We start from the raw sequence: 18,415 nt of genomic DNA, 5'->3' as shown, positions 1-18,415 counted from the left end.
AATTATTAAATATTATCCATGTATCAGGCCTTTAATTGTTCTATAATCCGTTGGATATCCAGCTCGGCCTGGTCACCTGTAGCCATGTTTTTCAGTTTATATATGCCGGTATTTACTTCGTCTTCTCCAACCACCACTGCATATGGAATTCCCAGCTTATCGGCGTATGAAAATTTCTTTCCGATTTTTCCTTCATTAAAGTAAATCTCTGCTGCAATCCCTGCCTCCCTGACCTTTGTAGCAAGCTCCAGGGCCTGGGACATTGTTTCCTTCATGGGGATTATCAGAATCTGAGAAGGTGTTGCCTTTCTGCTTTCCCCAAGAACACCCGCTTCCCTGAGCTGGTAGTACAGTCTTGACAGGCCTATGGATATTCCCACACCCGGCAATTTCTTGGTGGTATAGTTTTGAGCGAGGTTATCGTACCTGCCTCCCGAACATACACTTCCTATTGAAGGGTACTGGTTCAAAATTGTTTCATATATGGTTCCGGTGTAATAATCCAGACCTCTTGCTATTGTAAGGTCAACAGCATAGTTACCCGATGGAACCTTAAAAGCATCAATGTAATTAATGACCAGTTCCAGTTCGTCTATACCTTCTGAAAACATATCATTACTGACTTCAAGCCTGCGGAGGTTTTCGATTATCTCCCGGCAGCTTCCCTTTATACCCACAAATTTCACAACACTGCCGGCATCTCCGTCAGAAAGGCCAATAGACTTAAGTTCATCCAGCACGGCAGCCTGACCTATCTTTTCCATTTTATCTATTATTCTTAAAACTTCAGCTTTATCGGCTATGCCAAGGCTTTCAAAAAAACCGTTAAGAATTTTTCTGTTATTCAGCCGTATTGTAAAATCATCAAAGCCCAAAGCCTTGAATGTGGAATAAATCACGCTCAATATTTCGGCATCATTTACAACGCTTAAGCTTTCAAAACCTATTATATCTATATCGCACTGGTAAAATTCCCTGAATCTGCCCTTCTGCGGCTTTTCACCCCTGAATACCTTGCCTATATGGTATCTTTTAAATGGGAAGGTCAATTCACCGAAATGCTGTGACACATACCTCGCCAAAGGTACCGTAAGGTCAAACCTTAAAGCCAGGTCGTTATCTCCCTTGTTAAACCTGTAAACCTGTTTTGCGGTTTCACCGCCGCTTTTGGCCAGTAAAACCTCGGATTTCTCAATCATCGGAGTATCAAGAGGAATAAACCCGTATGTTTCATATGTCTTTTTAATAGTTTCCAACATCTGATTGAACACCATCTGGTCTGCGGGCAATAACTCCATGAAGCCCGGAAGGATTGAAGGTGTTACCACTTGCTGCTTCGCCATTTGCACAACTCCCATCATAAAAATATATAATTTTAATTATTCACATAAACCATGCCAATTAGTAATTGTCAAAAAAGTTTTCTGCCCTGGACAATAAAAAAGCCCCTTATCCCGACAAGGGACGAGAGGAAACTTCCCGTGATGCCACCCTAATAATTTCCACAATACAAGAACTGCAAGCAGAAACTTACTTGAAATCTTTAACGCAGAAAACGGGTAAGCTTTTAACCTACCAGCCCAGGAAACCGAATTCCAAAGAGGGTGTCTTTCATCAACTTTACTATGGGCTGCTCACAGTCTAAGTCAATTAAGTCTTGAACCTTGATTGACTTTGGACAGCCGTTTCCTGAATAGAAGCATTGATTACTCTTCCCTTTTAAGGCTTTGCTATATATAGTCTACTATATATTTTAAAATTCACTTCCCATATTGTCAATATCATTATTGGATAATTCTCCTAATAACCCTCCTGTGGCCGCTTCCTTCCTCTCAAGCATTTCATCTATTCTCCCCAAATATTCTTCAACACTTTTGACATTGAAGGCTCTTTCTATTCTATTATCAGGAAAAACAAACTTTGAAACAGCACCTGCTCCACAGGCGAATATGGACTGTCTTTCCTCCATTATCTGAATATTGTACAGGCTCTCCCTGCCTTTTTTGCTGTAGCCCACATTTTCAAGATTCCCCAGAATGTTTTTCTGCCTGTACAGGTAATAAGGTTCCAAGCCCATACGTGAAGCGTATTCCCGTGCAGACTCCACCATATCGGCAACCTGCCGGTATTCCCGGTGCAAACTGTAGCTGTCAAGCTCCTGGGTGAGTCTGGAAGCTCTTTTTATTGCCATGGTGTGAACGGTTATGCTTTCGGGATTGAGCTGTGCAATTCTTTCCATGGTTGCTTTGAACATGTCCGGATCTTCCCCCGGCAGCCCGCATATGACATCCATGTTAATATTGCCGAAGCCCAGTTCCCGTGCTGTGCCAAACGCCTTTTCCACCTCTGCCGGAGTATGGTCTCTGCCTATCCTTTCAAGTGTGGCGGCATTCATACTCTGCGGATTGATGCTTATCCTTGAAACTCTGCTGCGCCTGACCACCGACAGTTTTTCAAAATCAATGGTGTCGGGGCGGCCGGCCTCAAGAGTATATTCTTTCAGGCAGCTCAAATCCAGCAAGTCTTCAATGCCTCTGAGCAGCCTGTCCAGCTGAAGCGAGCTCACAGAGGTGGGAGTTCCTCCCCCGATATAGACGCTTTCTATCTTCAGACCCTTGCTTTTGATAAGCCCGGATGCATGTTCTATTTCCTTCAGCAGCGCATCCAGGTATTTATCCACCGATTTTTTATACTGCCCTATGGTACTTGAGCTGAAAGAACAGTACAGGCAGCGCGTTGGGCAGAAGGGTATGCCTATATACAGAGAAACACTTCCGGGGACGGAATTTTTAAACAGCTCCCGCTGGTTGACGGCAACGTCAAATAAAAGCCGGGCCTTGTTATCAGTTACATAGTAATCCTCCGTCAGTGTTTTTAAAATCTGTTCTTTACCGGCGCCCCCGTCCAGCAGCTCATTTACCAGCTTGGTAGGTCTGATCCCGGTCATTACGCCCCAGGGAATAATTTTGCCGGTATACTTTTGCAGCAGTAAAAACAGCTCTCTTTTAAATTTTTTCTTTAAACTTTTTATATACGGCCTATTTATATCCTGTCCTTTGGAATCCGGACCGTCCTCAGATACGGGGATATCGGCCTGTTCATCGAAATTTTCAGCCTGAAGCCTGATATTGATTTTCAGGCCCTGACCGTCCTCCCGGGAAAAGCAGCACAATAGAAATGCCCCGGAATCGGTATCCCGGGGGCCGTCAATTTTTACAAGTTCATCCTTTAAAAAAAATAGTTTTATGATATCCTCAAACTCATAGTCAAAGCTGTCACAGGTATTTCTGTAAAAAATCATCAGTATCTCCATTTACATCTTTTTAGTACAAGGCTGTTGTTACCATTCGATTGCATGTTTGATCGGGTTGGTCATTTTCTCGTCCTCTATTGTCGTCGGCCTTCCGTGTCCGGGATAAACCCTAGTCTCACCGGGAAGATTGAAAAGTTGATCAACTATGGAAGCGTATATATCTTCAAAGCTCCCGTTAGGCAGGTCGACTCTGCCATAGCCCGAATTAAACAGCGTATCGCCTGAGAACAGCTCATTATTTACTTGTATACAAATTGATCCGGGCGTGTGTCCAGGTGTATGAATTACTTTTAATTCAAGCTCACCAAGCCTTAAAATGCTTCCGTCCCTTAAAACCTCACATTGTGTATTAAAAGTCTGTGCCTTAAATGCATATGCCGATACATTATATCCGGCATCTGTCAGAGAGGGTTCGTCATTTATGTGAATATAAGCCCTGGCACCTGTCTTTTCAGCAATGCTGTCCAGTTCAACAATGTGATCAATATGACCGTGGGTCAGAATTATTTTTTCAATGTCAACCTTCATATCGGCAGCAGCTTCAATAACCTTTTCACTTTTTACACCTGCATCTATCAGCACCGCTTTATTTCCTTCACATATCAAATATGCGCAGGAATCAAACATTCCACCTGTAATAGTTTTTATTCTCATAATCCATCCCCTTCTAGAACTCTCTTTTACTGTCCAACAAAAGTGTGACCGGTCCGTCATTGCTTATATCCACAAGCATTTCGGCCTGAAATATCCCTGTCTGAACCTTCACACCAAAACCTCTGCATTTTTCTACAAAGCCTTCATATAACGCTTTAGCCGCTTCAGGCCTTGCAGCCCTGTCATATCCGGGCCTCCTGCCTTTTCTGCAATCTCCGTATAAAGTGAACTGGGAAACAACCAGGAGCTCTCCCCCAACCTCAAGCAGTGACAGGTTCATTTTACCATTATTATCTTCAAATATTCTTAAATTGATTATTTTATCAGCCAGGTAATCAATATCCCTGTCGGAATCCTCCTGACCCACTCCCAGCAGCACCGTCAGTCCTTTACCGATCTCTCCCGCAATGCTGCCGTCAACTGTCACGCTGGACTTTTCAACTCTCTGAACAACCGCCCTCATCTATTGCTCCAATCTGCCTTTTACCATATAATTCAGGAAACCCAATTGCAAACTACTGCAAGTTATTGTTTATTCCTTGTTACATCAAATACACTGTCTATTTTTCTGAGTCTCTTTATTATCTTTTCCAATTGTTCGGTATTTGTTATTTCAAGTGTGAGATTTATTACAGTTACCTGCTCTCTGGTGGTTCTGGCATTAACAGCCTTGATGGGTACTTTCAGCTCTGCAATACTGTTTGTAACGTCCAGCAGCAGGGAAGTCCTGTCATTAGCCATCAGGGTTATGTCGGCCTTATATGCCACGTCATTGGTGGTATACCATTTGACATCTATAAGTCTGCCCTCTTCTTCAAGCCCCGCCGAAACATTTATACAGTCGCTGCGGTGCACCGAAACTCCCCTTCCCCGGGTAATATAGCCAATGATTTCATCGCCCGGTACGGGATTGCAGCACCGGGACAGCCTGACCAGACAGTTGTCGATACCCTTGACAACCACACCGCTTTCAGGGATGTTCTTTTTCTTTCTTTCATTTCTGGTTTGAGCAATAGATTCAAGTATCTGCTCTATTTCTTCAGGCTTGAGGGTTTTATTGAATTCTTCCTTAAGTTTGGTAATGACCTTATTGGTGGTTATGGCACCGTAACCGATTCCCGCATATAAATCATCAAGTGTGGCAAAGTTATATTTCCTCAGTACCAGTTCAACCCACTCTGTTCTGAATAATTGACTGTAGGTGAGCCCTTGCTTTTTGAGCTCCCTTTCAACCAGTTCCTTGCCTCTGACAATGTTTTCTTCTCTTTTTTCCTTCTTAAACCATTGATTTATCTTATTTTTTGCCTGACTGCTCTTAACTATTTTGAGCCAGTCCCTGCTGGGGCCATGTATGGTTGAAGAGGTAAGAATATCTATTATGTCGCCATTCTTCAATTTATAGTCGATAGGCACCATTTTCCCGTTAACCTTGGCTCCTATCATCTTGTTTCCGATGGCACTGTGAATGGAATATGCAAAATCCACCGGGGTCGACTCGAACGGAAGACTGACTACATCTCCCTTGGGAGTGAATACAAAAACTTCGTCTGTAAAAAGATCTACCTTCAGGGTCTCCATAAATTCACTTTCATCCCTGGTATCCTTCTGCCATTCCAGAAGCTGCCTGAGCCATGCAAATTTATTGTCGGATTCCTTTGTACCTATAGCGCCTTCCTTGTACTTCCAATGGGCGGCAATACCCACCTCGGCTACCCTGTGCATGTCCCAGGTCCTTATCTGGACCTCGAAGGGTTGTCCTTCAGGACCGATCAATGTGGTATGAAGCGATTGGTACATGTTTGGTTTGGGTATTGCAATATAGTCCTTGAACCTGCCGGGCATGGGCTTATAGAGTTCATGCACCAGTCCCAGCACCGCGTAACAGTCCTTAACCGAATTTACAATCACTCTGAAGGCGAACAAATCATATATCTGATCCAGTGTTTTATTCTGCTTTACCATTTTCCTGTAAATACTGTAAAAATGCTTTGGTCTGCCGTCTATCTGGGAATTCTCTATTCCAAGCTCGCTGGTTTTCTCTCGTAGGGTCTTAATGATATCTTCTATATAGGCTTCTCTCTGCTTACGCTTGAAAGCTATTTTCTCGACAAGGTCATAGTAGCCCTTGGGGTCCAGATATCTGAGGCAGATATCTTCCAGCTCCCATTTGATCTTTGAAATACCAAGCCGGTGAGCAAGCGGAGCATATATCTCCAGGGTTTCCCTGGCCTTTTCGATCTGCTTGCCCTCGTTCATGTACTTTAGGGTTCTCATGTTGTGCAGCCGGTCTGCCAGCTTTATCATAATAACGCGGATGTCCTTTGCCATTGCAACGAACATTTTGCGCAGGTTTTCCATCTGCTGCTCTTCCTTGGAGGTAAAGGGCAGCTTTCCCAGCTTTGTGAGTTTTGTGACGCCGTCAACAAGATCAGCCACTTCAACCCCGAACTGGGTTTTTATTTCCTCATAGGTACAGGTGGTGTCCTCAATGGTATCATGAAGAAGGGCAGCGACAAGTGCAGTGCAGTCCAGCTCCATCTCGGCAAGGATTATTGCAACCTCAACGGGATGAATTATATAGGGCTCCCCTGAATTTCTCTGCTGACCCTCATGCGCTGTCTTTGACACATGATATGCCTTTTTAAGCAGTTCAATGTTACTGTTGGGATCATATTTTTGTACTTTTTCAACCAGCACTGAAAAGCTATCTGTCAAAGCATCCTCCACCTAGTCATCAATGACTTGATAAATTTTAATTATACGTTATTGTTACTGTTATACCGGTACTCTTTATTAAGGTCCCAAGCCATGTATAGCTTGGAGCCGCAAACACCTTGAATATTTTACTCGGCCATAAATTAAAAGGATACTATCGAATTGACCTTATAGCCCTCTAATTTCTTTCTGCCTTCCAAAAAACCGAGTTCAATAAAATAAATAATTCCGGCTACTTCTCCGCCAAGCTGTTCGATGAGTTTTATGTTAGCTTCAGTGGTACCGCCGGTTGCAAGCAGGTCATCGACTATGAGAACCTTTTGCCCGGGCTTGACAGCATCTGCATGCATTTCCAGAACATCTTTTCCATATTCCAGATCATACTCAACCCTGATGGTTTTATAAGGAAGCTTGCCCCTTTTTCTAACGGGAACAAAACCTTTCCCCATCTGATATGCCAAAGGTGCGCCGAATATGAAACCTCTGGATTCCGAACCCACGATTATGTCAAAATCCCCTATCTGCTCCGCATATTCCTTAAAGGTATCCATGCACACTTTAAAGGCTTCCGCATCCTGTAGTACAGTTGTGATATCGATAAAATCAATTCCCTCTTTGGGAAAATCCATTACATGTCTCAGCTTAGCTCTTAAGTCCATTTAAATATACCTCTTTTCATGGTACTGAATTTATGTATAGATATTATTATAAATAAATAATTACTCACTTACAACATACTTTTTTGAGGCCGGATATCCAACCCTGCCGGAATCATTTGTTTCAGCGGTAGTACTGCATAACCAGCTGTACGTTCCTGTATCCATTATACTCATTTATATCTATATTGAATATGATATCCAGCTTTACAAGGCTGGTTTGACCTGTGTAAAGGCTTGTTAATTCCCGTGCTCCATATTTTTCAGAAATGTAATTGTCAAAGTCGCATATATTCCCAAAGTAAATTGCGTCAATATACTTACCCGGAGACGCCAAAAGTCTGAGCTTGAGTATTTTCCTCCCGGAGCCCAGCACTGCAGCTCTGGTTACAGTGATCCCCTTCTCGGCGAATAGAGGCTTTGAATTGCCTTTCCCGTAAGGCTCCAGCAGCGACAGTTCCTCTGCAACCCTGAGATTTATATGTGACAGAAGGATTCTTGCATCTATGTACACTTTTGGAATAAGATCCTCCTCTGTGAGGGTTGCAGTTTCATTAAGCTGCTTTCTCAGCAGTTCCAGCTTCTCCCGGTCAAGACTGAGACCCGCGGCCATGGGATGCCCTCCGAAACGGTTCAGAAGTTCCTTGCACTTCAACAGTCCTTCAAACATATTATATTCTTCAATGGATCTTCCGGAACCCTTTACCCCGCTCTCGGCATCAGTTATTATAAATGTAGGAACATTATATTTTTCCCGGATTTTTCCGGCAATTATTCCTGCTATGCTCTCATGTATGTCAGGTTTGTATACCACCAGGATTTTATCCTGCTTCAGACTGCTGCCTTCAATAGTCGCTACCGTTTCTTCCACACCTGCCAGAGTCATGTCCTTTCTTTCTGTATTGAGATTGTGAAGTTCAAGGGCAAGTAGCTCAGCCTCCCTATCATTGTCACTCAAGAGCATTTTCAACCCTTTTTCGGCCCAGTCAAGCCTTCCGGATGCATTGATGCACGGCCCGATAATAAACCCAAGATGATAAACACCTATTTCCTTTCCAAAAATCCCGGTCTGTTTCATAAGTGCTTTCAACCCGATATTTTTAGTCTGACCTATGACAGAAAGACCTTTCTTCACCAGAATCCTGTTTTCACCCACCAGATCCACCACGTCGCAAACCGTAGCTATTGCAACAAATTCGTAAAAGTCATCGCATTCATTAACCGGAACTTCCATTTCGCTGTAAAGCACCTGGACAAATTTAAATGCTACTCCGGCTCCGCAGAGAAGTTTGAACGGATAGCCGCAGTCAGCACGCTTTATATCAATTACCGCATCTGCTTCGGGCAATATATGCAGCCTTTCATTATTTTCCGTTTCAACAAAGGGAACCTCGTGGTGGTCGGTAACAACCACCGTAAGACCTGCGGCTTTGGCATATTTGATCTGTTCGGTTGCCGCAATGCCGTTATCACAGGTTATAATGGTATCAACATTGTCCTCTTTCGCTTTATCGATAATACTGTTGTTTATGCCATATCCGTCAAATATTCTGTGAGGTATGGCATAATCAACTTCTGCTCCGCACCTGGCCAAAGCCCTGTACAGAATAAAAGTGCTGACCACCCCGTCCACATCGTAATCTCCGATTATTCTTATCTTACAGCCTTTTTTTATTTTATCGGTTATTATATTAACGCCCTTTTCAAGGTCCTTCATACCTCTTGCATCGTACAGATCGGCAATATCGGAGCTTATAAATCTCCTGGCGGTATCATAATCAGAAATCCCCCTGTTTACCATAATCCTGCACAATAAAGGACTCACACCTAAAGCCTCTGACATTTTTTCAAAGTCATTCTTAGGATTTTTTAAAATCCACTTTTCCAATTTACGCCCCCCATAAATTCACAGGTTGACTTGGAAGACGAGTATTAGCCATGTCTTTCAGGTCAACTTCATTTTTGTCCCATTGAAGCTATCAACAACTCAATTGCAATCCTATCGGACATTTTTCCCGTTTTTATGGACTCATCCAGTTCCAGACTGTAGTACATGGCTTTTTCCAGAACACTGATATCCAGATTACGGCTGACATTCATAACTTTTGATGCCACAAAAGGGGTCAGCCCCAGTTGTTTTGCAGCAGCGTCCTCCCTTACCCCCTGTTTTCTCAACTGCTTTATCCTGTACACCATCCTTATTTGCCGGATTATCATGAATAAAACTTTCTGCATGGGCTCTTTCAATGCCGCCATATCATTTAACAGTGACAATGCCCTGGAATTGTTCCCTTCGGAAATAGCGTCAGTGAGATCAAATATCCTGCTTTTAATTGTCTTGTTGCATACCATTTCCGCTTCTTTTAAAGATATTTCATTTTTATTTCCCACATAATTTACCAGCTTGTCTATTTCGTTGAGCAGCTCTGTCATGGAATATTCGCTGTTTTCAACAATATATGAAGCTGTCATCTGATCTATGCTTTTATTATAGCTGCCAAATACCTTAACCACCCATTTGACAAGATCGGCCGGCTTCTGGTAATCCATCTCGACTATAAGACCGCATTTTTTTATTGTATTGACAAGCTTTATTCTCTTGTCGATTTCACTTTCAATAAATATCAGACAGGTGTAATCCGGAATATTTTCTAGGTAACCGGCCAGCTTGTCCTTTCCGGATTTCTTGTCGGTTCCCGAATCGGCGGTTTCTCCTTTTTTCCCTTTAAAGAGACCGGTATTTTTTGCAACGACAAGTTTTTTATCGCTGAACATGGGTAAGGTTTCACAGTTGGATATGATTGCCTCAACCTCTGTTTTTCCTTCAAAATAAATATAGTTGAATTCCTTGTTTTCTTCCTGGATTATAAGCCTGGAAATGGCATTTGCATAATATTTTTTCAAATATTCTTCTGCGCCCGTAAACAGGTAAATATTCTGCAGCCTGCTTTCTTTCAACTGTTTTTTCAGGATATCCAAACTCATAGCGTATCTCCTTTAGCTCTAATGCTCAAATATAGCCAAACTTTACTTTTCAAAATCCTATTCTAATTAATAACAGCTATTTATGAAGCATTGTACTTATTCTCAGGTCCTGTCCGTAGCTTGTAACGGTTACCGCCCCGCATTCATCGGTTCTGTAAAGCTTTGTGTTCCTCTCCAGAAGCCTGTCCACAACAGCTTGGGACGGGTGCCCGAAATGGTTGCGCTCTCCCACTGATATTACGGCAACCCGGGGCTTTACCCTGTCCAAAAAGGCCTCGCTGCTTGAAGTAATGGAGCCGTGATGCCCCACCTTAAGCAAATCCGCCTCAAACTCGTTGTCTGACTCAACGAGTCTTTCCTCCACCGGCACTTCACTATCGCCGGTAAATAATACTTTTATGTTTTTGTAAATTAATTTTAACACCAATGAGCTGTTATTTAAAGACTGTTGTGACAGTGTATCCTTTGAAAACTCCAGGGGATTCAGAACTTCAAATCTCGTTTCCCTGTCCAGGCGGATTGAATCACCTTTTTTACACTCTTCAATTTTTATACCTCTCTTCATGCAAATGGCCTCCAGTTTTTCAAAACCGTTCCCGTCAGTATCGGGAAGGATCACCAACCCCACCTGCATTTCTTTCAAAACAGCCTCCAACCCTTCTGTATGATCCGAATGCCCGTGGCTTGCTATGACTATGTCTATGCTTTTTGTCCCCTGGTCCAGAATATATGGTACCATAACGGCTTCACCTATATCAAATGAAGATTTTGAGCCTGCATCCCTGCCGCCTCCGTCAATCAATACTTTTTTACCGTGTGCCGTTTTTATGAAGGCACCATCCCCCTGCCCAACGTCAATAAAGGTAATCTCCATTGGCTTTGGGAGCAAAGAGCCGACCACAATAATTGAAACTGCAAGACCCGTAGCCGCCAACTTTACCTGTCTGAAACCTGTTATGCCGTTCAGGCTCTGTCTCCATTTAAATAGATAAAGAATAAAAATATAGTAAAGTAAAACCAGCCAAATGGGAGGGGTGGGAAGTTTTAATGAAGCATAGGGAACTTTTGAAGATATTTCGGTGACAAAGAGTACAAAGGACAGAAAAGAATTATTTATATAGCCTATAAGTACCGCCAGCCGAATATTCAGCAAGCCTGCAAAAACCATGACAAATCCTATTATTGTTATGATCTGTACCATTGGAACCACTAGAAGATTTGAAATAACTGATATCAAAGATAAATTGTTGAAATAATATAGTGTGACCGGCACCACTCCCAACTGGGCTGCAAGAGTAGCCGCCAGAGTATCGGACACAATTTCAGGAATACGCCTGTATGTCACGGCTTTCTTTATTGCCGGATAAAACATCACAAGGGACAGCGTTGCCATAAAAGAAAGCTGAAACCCTATGTCGTAAAGGGTATAAGGATTAATAAACAAAAGTATCAGCCCAGCGGCTGAAATACTTGTATATATGTCTGTTTCACGCATAATTATTTTCCCCGACAGAATTATTATGCCCATAATCACCGCCCGCACCACCGAAGCTGAGAATCCTGCCACGAAAACAAAGAGTATCAGCACAAAAATGGTTATAAAACCGGATGTCTTATTTCCCAGACGCAATTTATCAAACAAAAACATCAGCGGCAGAATAATAAATGCAACATTCATTCCCGAAGCTACCATTATATGGGTCAAACCGGCCTTGCTAAAGGCCTGAAATGCATTCTCATCCAGGCCGTCCTTATATCCGATGATCATTCCGGCTAAAAGGCCTGCCTGGTTTTTGTCAAGACAGTGCTCAACGATTCCCAATACGGTATTTTTAATTTTAAAACCCAACTTATTGATCCAGCCTCCCGGCTCATTGCCAACAACTCTTATATTCGCATAGTTGAGCAGATTAACTGTTCCGGATACCCCTTGCGAGGCCAGATACCTTTCATAATTGAAGCCTCCTGGATTTGTGGCCGGTTTGGGCTTATTGATGACTGCATTTAAAGAAAGCCGGGTCCTGTAACCGATTTTGCCATAATCAGAGCCACTGCCGCCATACAGGTTAACGATCAATTTGGCGGAGACCGGCTTTCTGTCGGCCTTAAAAATAAACACAAGTTTATCTCCGTCCTTCTCAACCTCACTGTCAACATGGCCTTGAAACGTAATTTGTTTACCATAAATTTCTTTCAGCCCGCTGGTATACACTTTTTGAGAATTATTAAACAATATGCCTCCTGCAGTAAAGAACAGCAGGGATAAAAGTATTAGAACCGCTGTTTTTCCAAATCTGTTGAATACTATGATCAAAATTAAACAACTGATTGCTGCTGAAAGCAAAAATAGAAAAAAGCCGAGTTTGTCCGAGAACAGAATTCCCGCAATAAAGGATATGCAAAAAAGACATAGCGGTCTCTTAAAAAACATGTGACCTCCACAAATTGAATTAACGTGTTGTGCTGATTAAATCAATCTGTAAATCAAAATAAAATTTCAATTAGCACAACAGGTTAAATTTAAGAAATTATAAGATAATAGAAAGGAACCTGGAAACCTATATGAAGATATTAACAACAGAATGTATTACCTTGAAAAGATTTACTGGAATGGAATTGTTGATTTGGTTTATAAGTGTTTGTTGGTATGATTTATATGAGTTGATTTAATTTGCCAGCTTGACCCGATAATAGAAAACTATACACAAAAACGCCCTGTTCAGGACGTTTTTGCGGTTTATGATAAAATTACATCACTCTTTTTGCACCAATATATTTTCCCCGGTATTCAGACAGATCTTGAATAAGAACCTGTTTGTTTGAGGTTGAAGCATGTATAAACTTGCCTCCGCCTATATAAATACCTACATGGTCTATTACGCCGGATGCCTTTCTGGAAGATGCGTCAAAAAATAATAGATCTCCTGCTTTTAATGCACTCTTTGATACCTTAATACCGTCAGAATACATGCTTGCTGCGGAACTATTAAGTTTTATTCCGAAATTGCCGTAAACGTATCCGACGAATCCTGAGCAATCAAAGCCGCTTGGGCTTTTTCCACCATAAACATACCGTACTCCAACAAATTTCTTGGCATATGCAATTACTTCACTTGCTGCAGAATCATCAGCTGCTTCGGTATCTTCTGCCTCAAGAGTTGCTGCCGTTGTGGAACGAGATGATTTTTGTTCGGTACTGGCAGCTGTAACAAATTGGGTGGCTACATAACCAATCTTTGCGTCTACCTTTACCTCGTGCCAACCCGAGAGAGTATCAAGAATTTCTACACTCGTCCCCTTACTTAGAGCATCAATTATTTCGCCTGATGTGCCGGCAGTTTTTCTGAAATTAACACCATTAGCATTAATTTTTCCTTTTGCAGTCAGAACTTTTATGTAGTCACTGCTTACCCAACCTGTCTTTCCACTAAAGGAAATCTTGTACCACCCATCAGAACCGTCAACAACCGATACCCTTGAATTGGATAACTTTGTGATTATACTTGAAGAAGTATCCGGCTCTGTTCTGACGTTCACTTTTGTTCCTACAATCTGCGCCGGCTGTGATGCAGCCATAGCAACCGAACAAATAAGCACCAGAGAAAAAGCAAAAATACATCCGACAAGTATCTTGCTGATCTTACCTGACATTGGCTCCTCCTATAATTCGCTTCCGAAGTTAGCTGCCGGGCTCGGGCAATAGGACCTCCCTACCATTTGCATGGACTCACCCCAAAAATTTGGTTCCTCCGTACCTCTCTCGAGGATTCAGCTTTTATTGGCAAATAAAATTCACTCAACCAAAAATGGTTACAATTTGGTTACAATTCATTTATTTACTCACTTGAACATTATATTCAATCTGTAATAGTTTGTCAAACTTTTTGAAATAAAACAGCAATTTTTTAGTAATATTTTTGTAACATCTTTGACATTATAGTAGTTTGCACATAATTTGAACAGTTTGATTAAAATTTACATCATCCTTGTTAGGCAGTCCTTTACAGTCATAAAACCCGCACTTTGTCCAAAAACTTATACCTGACATATTATTTTTATACACCGAAAGATAGATTGTTTTGGTAAGGCATATCCGCTTTAAATATTCCTGCAGCAGCTCAACCACCCTTATGCCGTACCCCTTGCGCTGATAGGGCGTGTCTATTATCAAGGAGTTAATCCAGGCCAAATTGTCCTTGTCTATTATTGCTCCTTTTATCAACCCAATGGTTTCACCGGAATTAAGGCGCACATCCAAAAAGAAAATATTGTCTCTTTGAATAAACTGAGAAATATTATATGCAAACTTCTCATATTCCACAGACTGAAAAAAACCGGTGGCATATTTAAAGTCGTCTGAATTCCTGTAAATTGAATATATTTTCGGTATACTTGTCTTATCAATATTCGTTATGTTGAAAAAATCGTCCTTAATATGAATATTCAGCATATTATCCACCTGATTCACCTGAAAAATTCAGATTTTATCATAATGTAATCCTTTATAGGATTATACCAAATATTTTGCAGATAACAAAATTTAAATTTATATATTCAGGAAATATTTGACATTCTTTTTTATATTTATTATATTTATTCTAAATTAACCCGTTGTGCTAATAAAAATTTTTCAAGCGGAGAGTATAAAATTATGTGTGGTAATTTGGAGAGCTTTGACAGGCAATTGTTTGAATGCTGCATTATAATGGTGTCAATATTATTAAAGCAATATAAAAATAAAATAATTGATATAACTGATTTCAAATGCCATACGGCAAATAAAATCAGGTATATCTTCGAAAATATGGAATGCGAAACGAATATTGAGAAGAAAAAAAATATTGAAAATTTATTAAAGGAGTGTAATACAATTAACTCATATAATTAATCATGCTTGTAAAACTTAAGTATAAGACTGTCTATTCGTTTGCTGATTCTAAGAATGTCATGCTGTGCCCATGGTTCATTTTCCAGAAGATCATAGAGCTCTTCTTTCAGACATTCCACTTCTTTGTTAAGCAAAAAGTATTTGTTTTCCATAATTATCCCCATTCTTTTCTTTTGTAAGATGATCCGTTTTGCATAATATTACCATTATTTTTGTAAAAAGTAAATACAAAAAATCCATAAATGTAATATTTTTGTATATTTTTTCCTTAAATGCACATAATAAAGTATTTGAAAAAATTTCATAAATATACTTTACAATTTTTATAAAAAAGTTTATATTAATATCGAATAGTTTGAATTTCAAAGTAAAAGCATTGAGGTGCCATAATGAATTCTCAAAACGGAAATGAATTACTGCTTGTTGACCAGCTTTTCAGAAAATTGTTTGATAAGTATTATAAACTGGAAAGCAAAAAATTTTTTAGTAAAAACCTCGAAGATCTTACTGTAATCGAAATCAACACCATACTTGTTATCGGTCATGGTTCGGAAAATAAAAAGATGTCTGAAATCGCCAACACCTTGGGGGTTACCTTCGGCACTCCCACCGTCACAATCGACAGGTTGATAAAAAAAGGATATGTGATCAGGCAGCGGGATGAAGAAGACAGGCGTCAGGTCTTTATATCCTTATCCGAGACCGGAGTGAGCGTATTTGAATCAATTGTGCAGCTGAGAAATAAAATTGCTGAAAAAATCTTTGGTATACTTGACCCTTCGGAAAGGAAAGCATTAATAGATATTCTTTCCAATCTGAACTCTCATTTTGACAATGTTTTCAGTTAATAAAATTTTTTGTCATAATACTTTGAATTTCAAATTATTTTAATTTGCAATATTATAGGAGGTGAAGCATTTTTTATAACTAAAACAAAATATGGAGGTAATTTATGCAAAAGTTAAAAAAATATAAAATCGTAGCTGTAATAATAGCAGTTATAATAATTCCACTGGTATACAGCTTCTTCTATCTCGATGCCTTCTGGGATCCATACAGCAAGCTGGATTACCTTCCCGTCGCTGTTGTAAACCAGGATTCCGGTGCAACCATAAACGGAAAGGAAAAAAACCTTGGCAATGAAATACTTGATAAACTAAAAGACGATAAAAACCTTAAATGGGTTGTCACAGATGAGGCAGATGCTAAAGAAGGTCTGGACAACAGAAGATATTATGCATCAATTTATATACCTGCCGATTTTTCAAAAAACATATCGACAGCAGGAGATGCCGAAAAAATAAAAGGCAGCTTGAAATACAGTGTCAACGAAAAGAGAAACTACCTGGCAAGCCAGGTTTTAAGCAGAGTAACACTTGAGTTCAAGGATGAAATTTCAAAAGAGATATCCCAGGAAATTGTCGGCACTATTGTTGATCAAATAAAGGACTTACCGTCAAGTTTACAGGAATTGGATGACGGGTTGAAGGAGCTTAACAGCGGAGCCGGCACCATCTATCAAAAAACAGGCGAACTGCTGGACGGCCAGAAAAATTTTAATACCGGTATGAAGTCTTTAAACGACGGGCTGCTGGACGCCGCAAAAGGAGCCTCCCAATTAGCCCTTGGCGCCGATAACCTTAATTCGGGAGCCCAGCAGTTCTATCAAACCCTTTCAGGCGGTGCCGATAAAGTATCCCGGCTGACAAACGGAACCGCACAGGTAGCTTCTGGTTTATCAGCAATCCAGGATAACCTTGCAAAGCTCAACTCCGGGACAGCCGAGCTTTCCCAATCCACTGCAAAGCTCAGTCAGGGTATGACCGCTTATTACAATAATATGCAGACTTTTGCCGCCGGGCTTGATTCATATGTTGAGTCGGTAAATAAAGCTGCGGGTGCCCAGGCCGATATGGCTGCATTGATTGTTCAATACACCAGGGCGCATCCCGAAGCACTGAAGGACCAGAATATCCAGACAATACTAAAAACCCTTCAGGCTTCCCAGTCGGTTCCCCAGCAGGTAAAAAAAGCAGGAGAAACTCTGAGCACTTCGGGAAAAGCGTTAGCTGAGGGGGCTTCGCAGATAACTCAGGGAGCAGCAGCTTTAAATTCGGGAATAAGCACTGTTTCCTCAAACCTGAATCTGGTTTCGGCCGGAACCGCCAAAATCAATGCTGCCTATGGTCAGATCAACAGTGGCGTCAGTGATGTTGCTGCAGGTATGAAAACCGCTTCTGAAAAATCAAAGGAGCTTTATGAAGGAACTTCAAAGCTAAAAGCGGGCTCAACAGACCTGGCTGCCGGTATTTCAAAAGCTTCAAAAGGCAGCATGCAACTCAACGGCAGCACTGAAAAGCTGTATGACGGAGAAAAGAAACTTTACGACGGGATGAAGGAATTGAGCTCAGGCATATCCAGAGCCGGCCAGGGAGTCTCCGATTCCCTCCTTGATGCCGACAGCCGGCTGAACGGTACCGACGGCTTAAAAGAATATATTTCCGAGCCTGTGGAACTGAACGAGCAAAGAGTAAACAGTATTCCGGATTACGGGACAGCCTTTACTCCCTACTTTGTTTCCCTCTCGCTCTGGGTAGGAGCATTAATGATGTTCTTTGCCATATACCTTGACCCCGATGTCAAATTCCGCAGACTTAACAAAAACTCAAAGGGTTTCCTCAGATTTGCCGGCTATACTCTGATTGGAATAGCACAGGCACTTGTGCTTGATATTACAATATTAAACGGTCTGCATCTGCAGGTTAAAAGTACCGGACTTTTTGTTCTTGTGAGTATAATAATCTCTCTCGCCTTTACTTCGATTATGAGATTTTTACTGGTTCAGCTAAGGGATGTAGGAAAATTTATTGCCATCCTCCTTCTGATCCTCCAGTTGACATCCTGCGGCGGAACCTTCCCGATGGAGCTTGTTCCGGATTTCTTCAATATTGTTAATCCGTTTATGCCCATGACTTATTCGGTTAACGCATTAAAAGAGGCCATTTCAGGTATTGACTACGGGTATCTTGCTCAAAACCTGATTGTTCTCGGCGGCATTACATTGGCTTTCCTGGCATTGAACCTGATTGCTTCAAAATTGAGACTTGGAAAGATACTGGCCGATACAAAGGAATTTGATACTGCCGGCGGCACAGATGTACCGGATAACCCTTGTGCTGAAATGTAAAACATATATTAAAAAAG

The 18,415-nt window shown here is 41.2% G+C and carries 14 protein-coding genes and 1 riboswitch; of the genes, 2 read left to right on the top strand and 12 right to left on the bottom strand.

What is annotated here, in order from left to right:
• Positions 1-23: 23 nt before the first annotated feature.
• The 12 genes from hisS to CTER_RS01915 all read right to left on the bottom strand — a co-directional run bounded on the left by hisS (position 24) and on the right by CTER_RS01915 (position 15,363).
• Positions 24-1,343 carry a histidine--tRNA ligase gene (gene hisS, locus CTER_RS01975; RefSeq protein WP_004623304.1) on the bottom strand — a complete coding sequence of 440 codons (1,320 nt, stop codon included), beginning with the start codon at positions 1,341-1,343 and terminating at the stop codon, positions 24-26.
• A gap of 410 nt (positions 1,344-1,753) precedes the next feature.
• Entirely contained in the window at positions 1,754-3,301 is a 1,548-nt protein-coding gene (gene hemZ / locus CTER_RS01970) for a coproporphyrinogen dehydrogenase HemZ (protein WP_004623305.1), read from the bottom strand.
• A 39-nt stretch (positions 3,302-3,340) separates the two neighbouring features.
• Positions 3,341-3,967, bottom strand: a complete 627-nt coding sequence (locus tag CTER_RS01965) for an MBL fold metallo-hydrolase (protein ID WP_004623318.1) — start codon at positions 3,965-3,967, stop codon at positions 3,341-3,343.
• A gap of 13 nt (positions 3,968-3,980) precedes the next feature.
• Entirely contained in the window at positions 3,981-4,430 is a 450-nt protein-coding gene (gene dtd, locus CTER_RS01960; RefSeq protein ID WP_004623308.1) for a D-aminoacyl-tRNA deacylase, read from the bottom strand.
• A 62-nt stretch (positions 4,431-4,492) separates the two neighbouring features.
• A complete protein-coding gene (locus CTER_RS01955) occupies positions 4,493-6,682 on the bottom strand; it encodes a RelA/SpoT family protein (RefSeq protein ID WP_004623298.1) in 2,190 nt (729 codons plus the stop codon).
• 143 nt (positions 6,683-6,825) lie between these two features.
• The gene (locus CTER_RS01950; protein WP_004623307.1) at positions 6,826-7,341 is read right to left on the bottom strand and encodes an adenine phosphoribosyltransferase; all 516 of its coding nucleotides are present in this window, start codon (positions 7,339-7,341) and stop codon (positions 6,826-6,828) included.
• 121 nt (positions 7,342-7,462) lie between these two features.
• Positions 7,463-9,226: a single-stranded-DNA-specific exonuclease RecJ gene (recJ, locus tag CTER_RS01945; RefSeq protein WP_004623326.1), complete on the bottom strand. Its 1,764-nt coding sequence runs from the start codon at positions 9,224-9,226 to the stop codon at positions 7,463-7,465.
• Positions 9,227-9,294: 68 nt separating this feature from the next.
• Positions 9,295-10,323 carry a DNA polymerase III subunit delta gene (holA, locus tag CTER_RS01940; RefSeq protein ID WP_004623331.1) on the bottom strand — a complete coding sequence of 343 codons (1,029 nt, stop codon included), beginning with the start codon at positions 10,321-10,323 and terminating at the stop codon, positions 9,295-9,297.
• A gap of 76 nt (positions 10,324-10,399) precedes the next feature.
• Positions 10,400-12,754 carry a DNA internalization-related competence protein ComEC/Rec2 gene (locus CTER_RS01935; protein WP_004623302.1) on the bottom strand — a complete coding sequence of 785 codons (2,355 nt, stop codon included), beginning with the start codon at positions 12,752-12,754 and terminating at the stop codon, positions 10,400-10,402.
• Positions 12,755-13,071: 317 nt separating this feature from the next.
• Positions 13,072-13,974 carry a C40 family peptidase gene (locus CTER_RS01930; protein WP_040760024.1) on the bottom strand — a complete coding sequence of 301 codons (903 nt, stop codon included), beginning with the start codon at positions 13,972-13,974 and terminating at the stop codon, positions 13,072-13,074.
• Between the two features lies 1 nt (position 13,975).
• A riboswitch (cyclic di-AMP (ydaO/yuaA leader) is annotated at positions 13,976-14,107 on the bottom strand.
• A gap of 150 nt (positions 14,108-14,257) precedes the next feature.
• On the bottom strand, positions 14,258-14,773 hold the full coding sequence (locus CTER_RS01925; RefSeq protein WP_004623330.1) for a GNAT family N-acetyltransferase: 516 nt from the start codon (positions 14,771-14,773) through the stop codon (positions 14,258-14,260).
• Positions 14,774-15,207: 434 nt separating this feature from the next.
• Positions 15,208-15,363 (bottom strand): aspartyl-phosphate phosphatase Spo0E family protein, encoded by a 156-nt coding sequence (locus tag CTER_RS01915; RefSeq protein WP_004623316.1) that lies wholly within the window; start codon positions 15,361-15,363, stop codon positions 15,208-15,210.
• Between the two features lie 237 nt (positions 15,364-15,600).
• On the opposite strand from CTER_RS01915, the gene CTER_RS01905 reads away from it, so the two are divergent.
• Together CTER_RS01905 and CTER_RS01900 are read left to right on the top strand one after the other, a co-directional pair.
• Positions 15,601-16,059, top strand: coding sequence for a MarR family winged helix-turn-helix transcriptional regulator (locus CTER_RS01905; protein ID WP_004623301.1), 459 nt, complete (start codon positions 15,601-15,603; stop codon positions 16,057-16,059).
• A 104-nt stretch (positions 16,060-16,163) separates the two neighbouring features.
• Positions 16,164-18,398, top strand: a complete 2,235-nt coding sequence (locus CTER_RS01900; protein ID WP_004623309.1) for a YhgE/Pip domain-containing protein — start codon at positions 16,164-16,166, stop codon at positions 18,396-18,398.
• The last annotated feature ends 17 nt before the right edge of the window (positions 18,399-18,415 follow it).

Source organism: Ruminiclostridium cellobioparum subsp. termitidis CT1112 (assembly GCF_000350485.1).
Taxonomy (GTDB): domain Bacteria; phylum Bacillota; class Clostridia; order Acetivibrionales; family DSM-1351; genus Ruminiclostridium; species Ruminiclostridium termitidis.
This window is presented reverse-complemented; position numbering and strand designations above follow the sequence as displayed.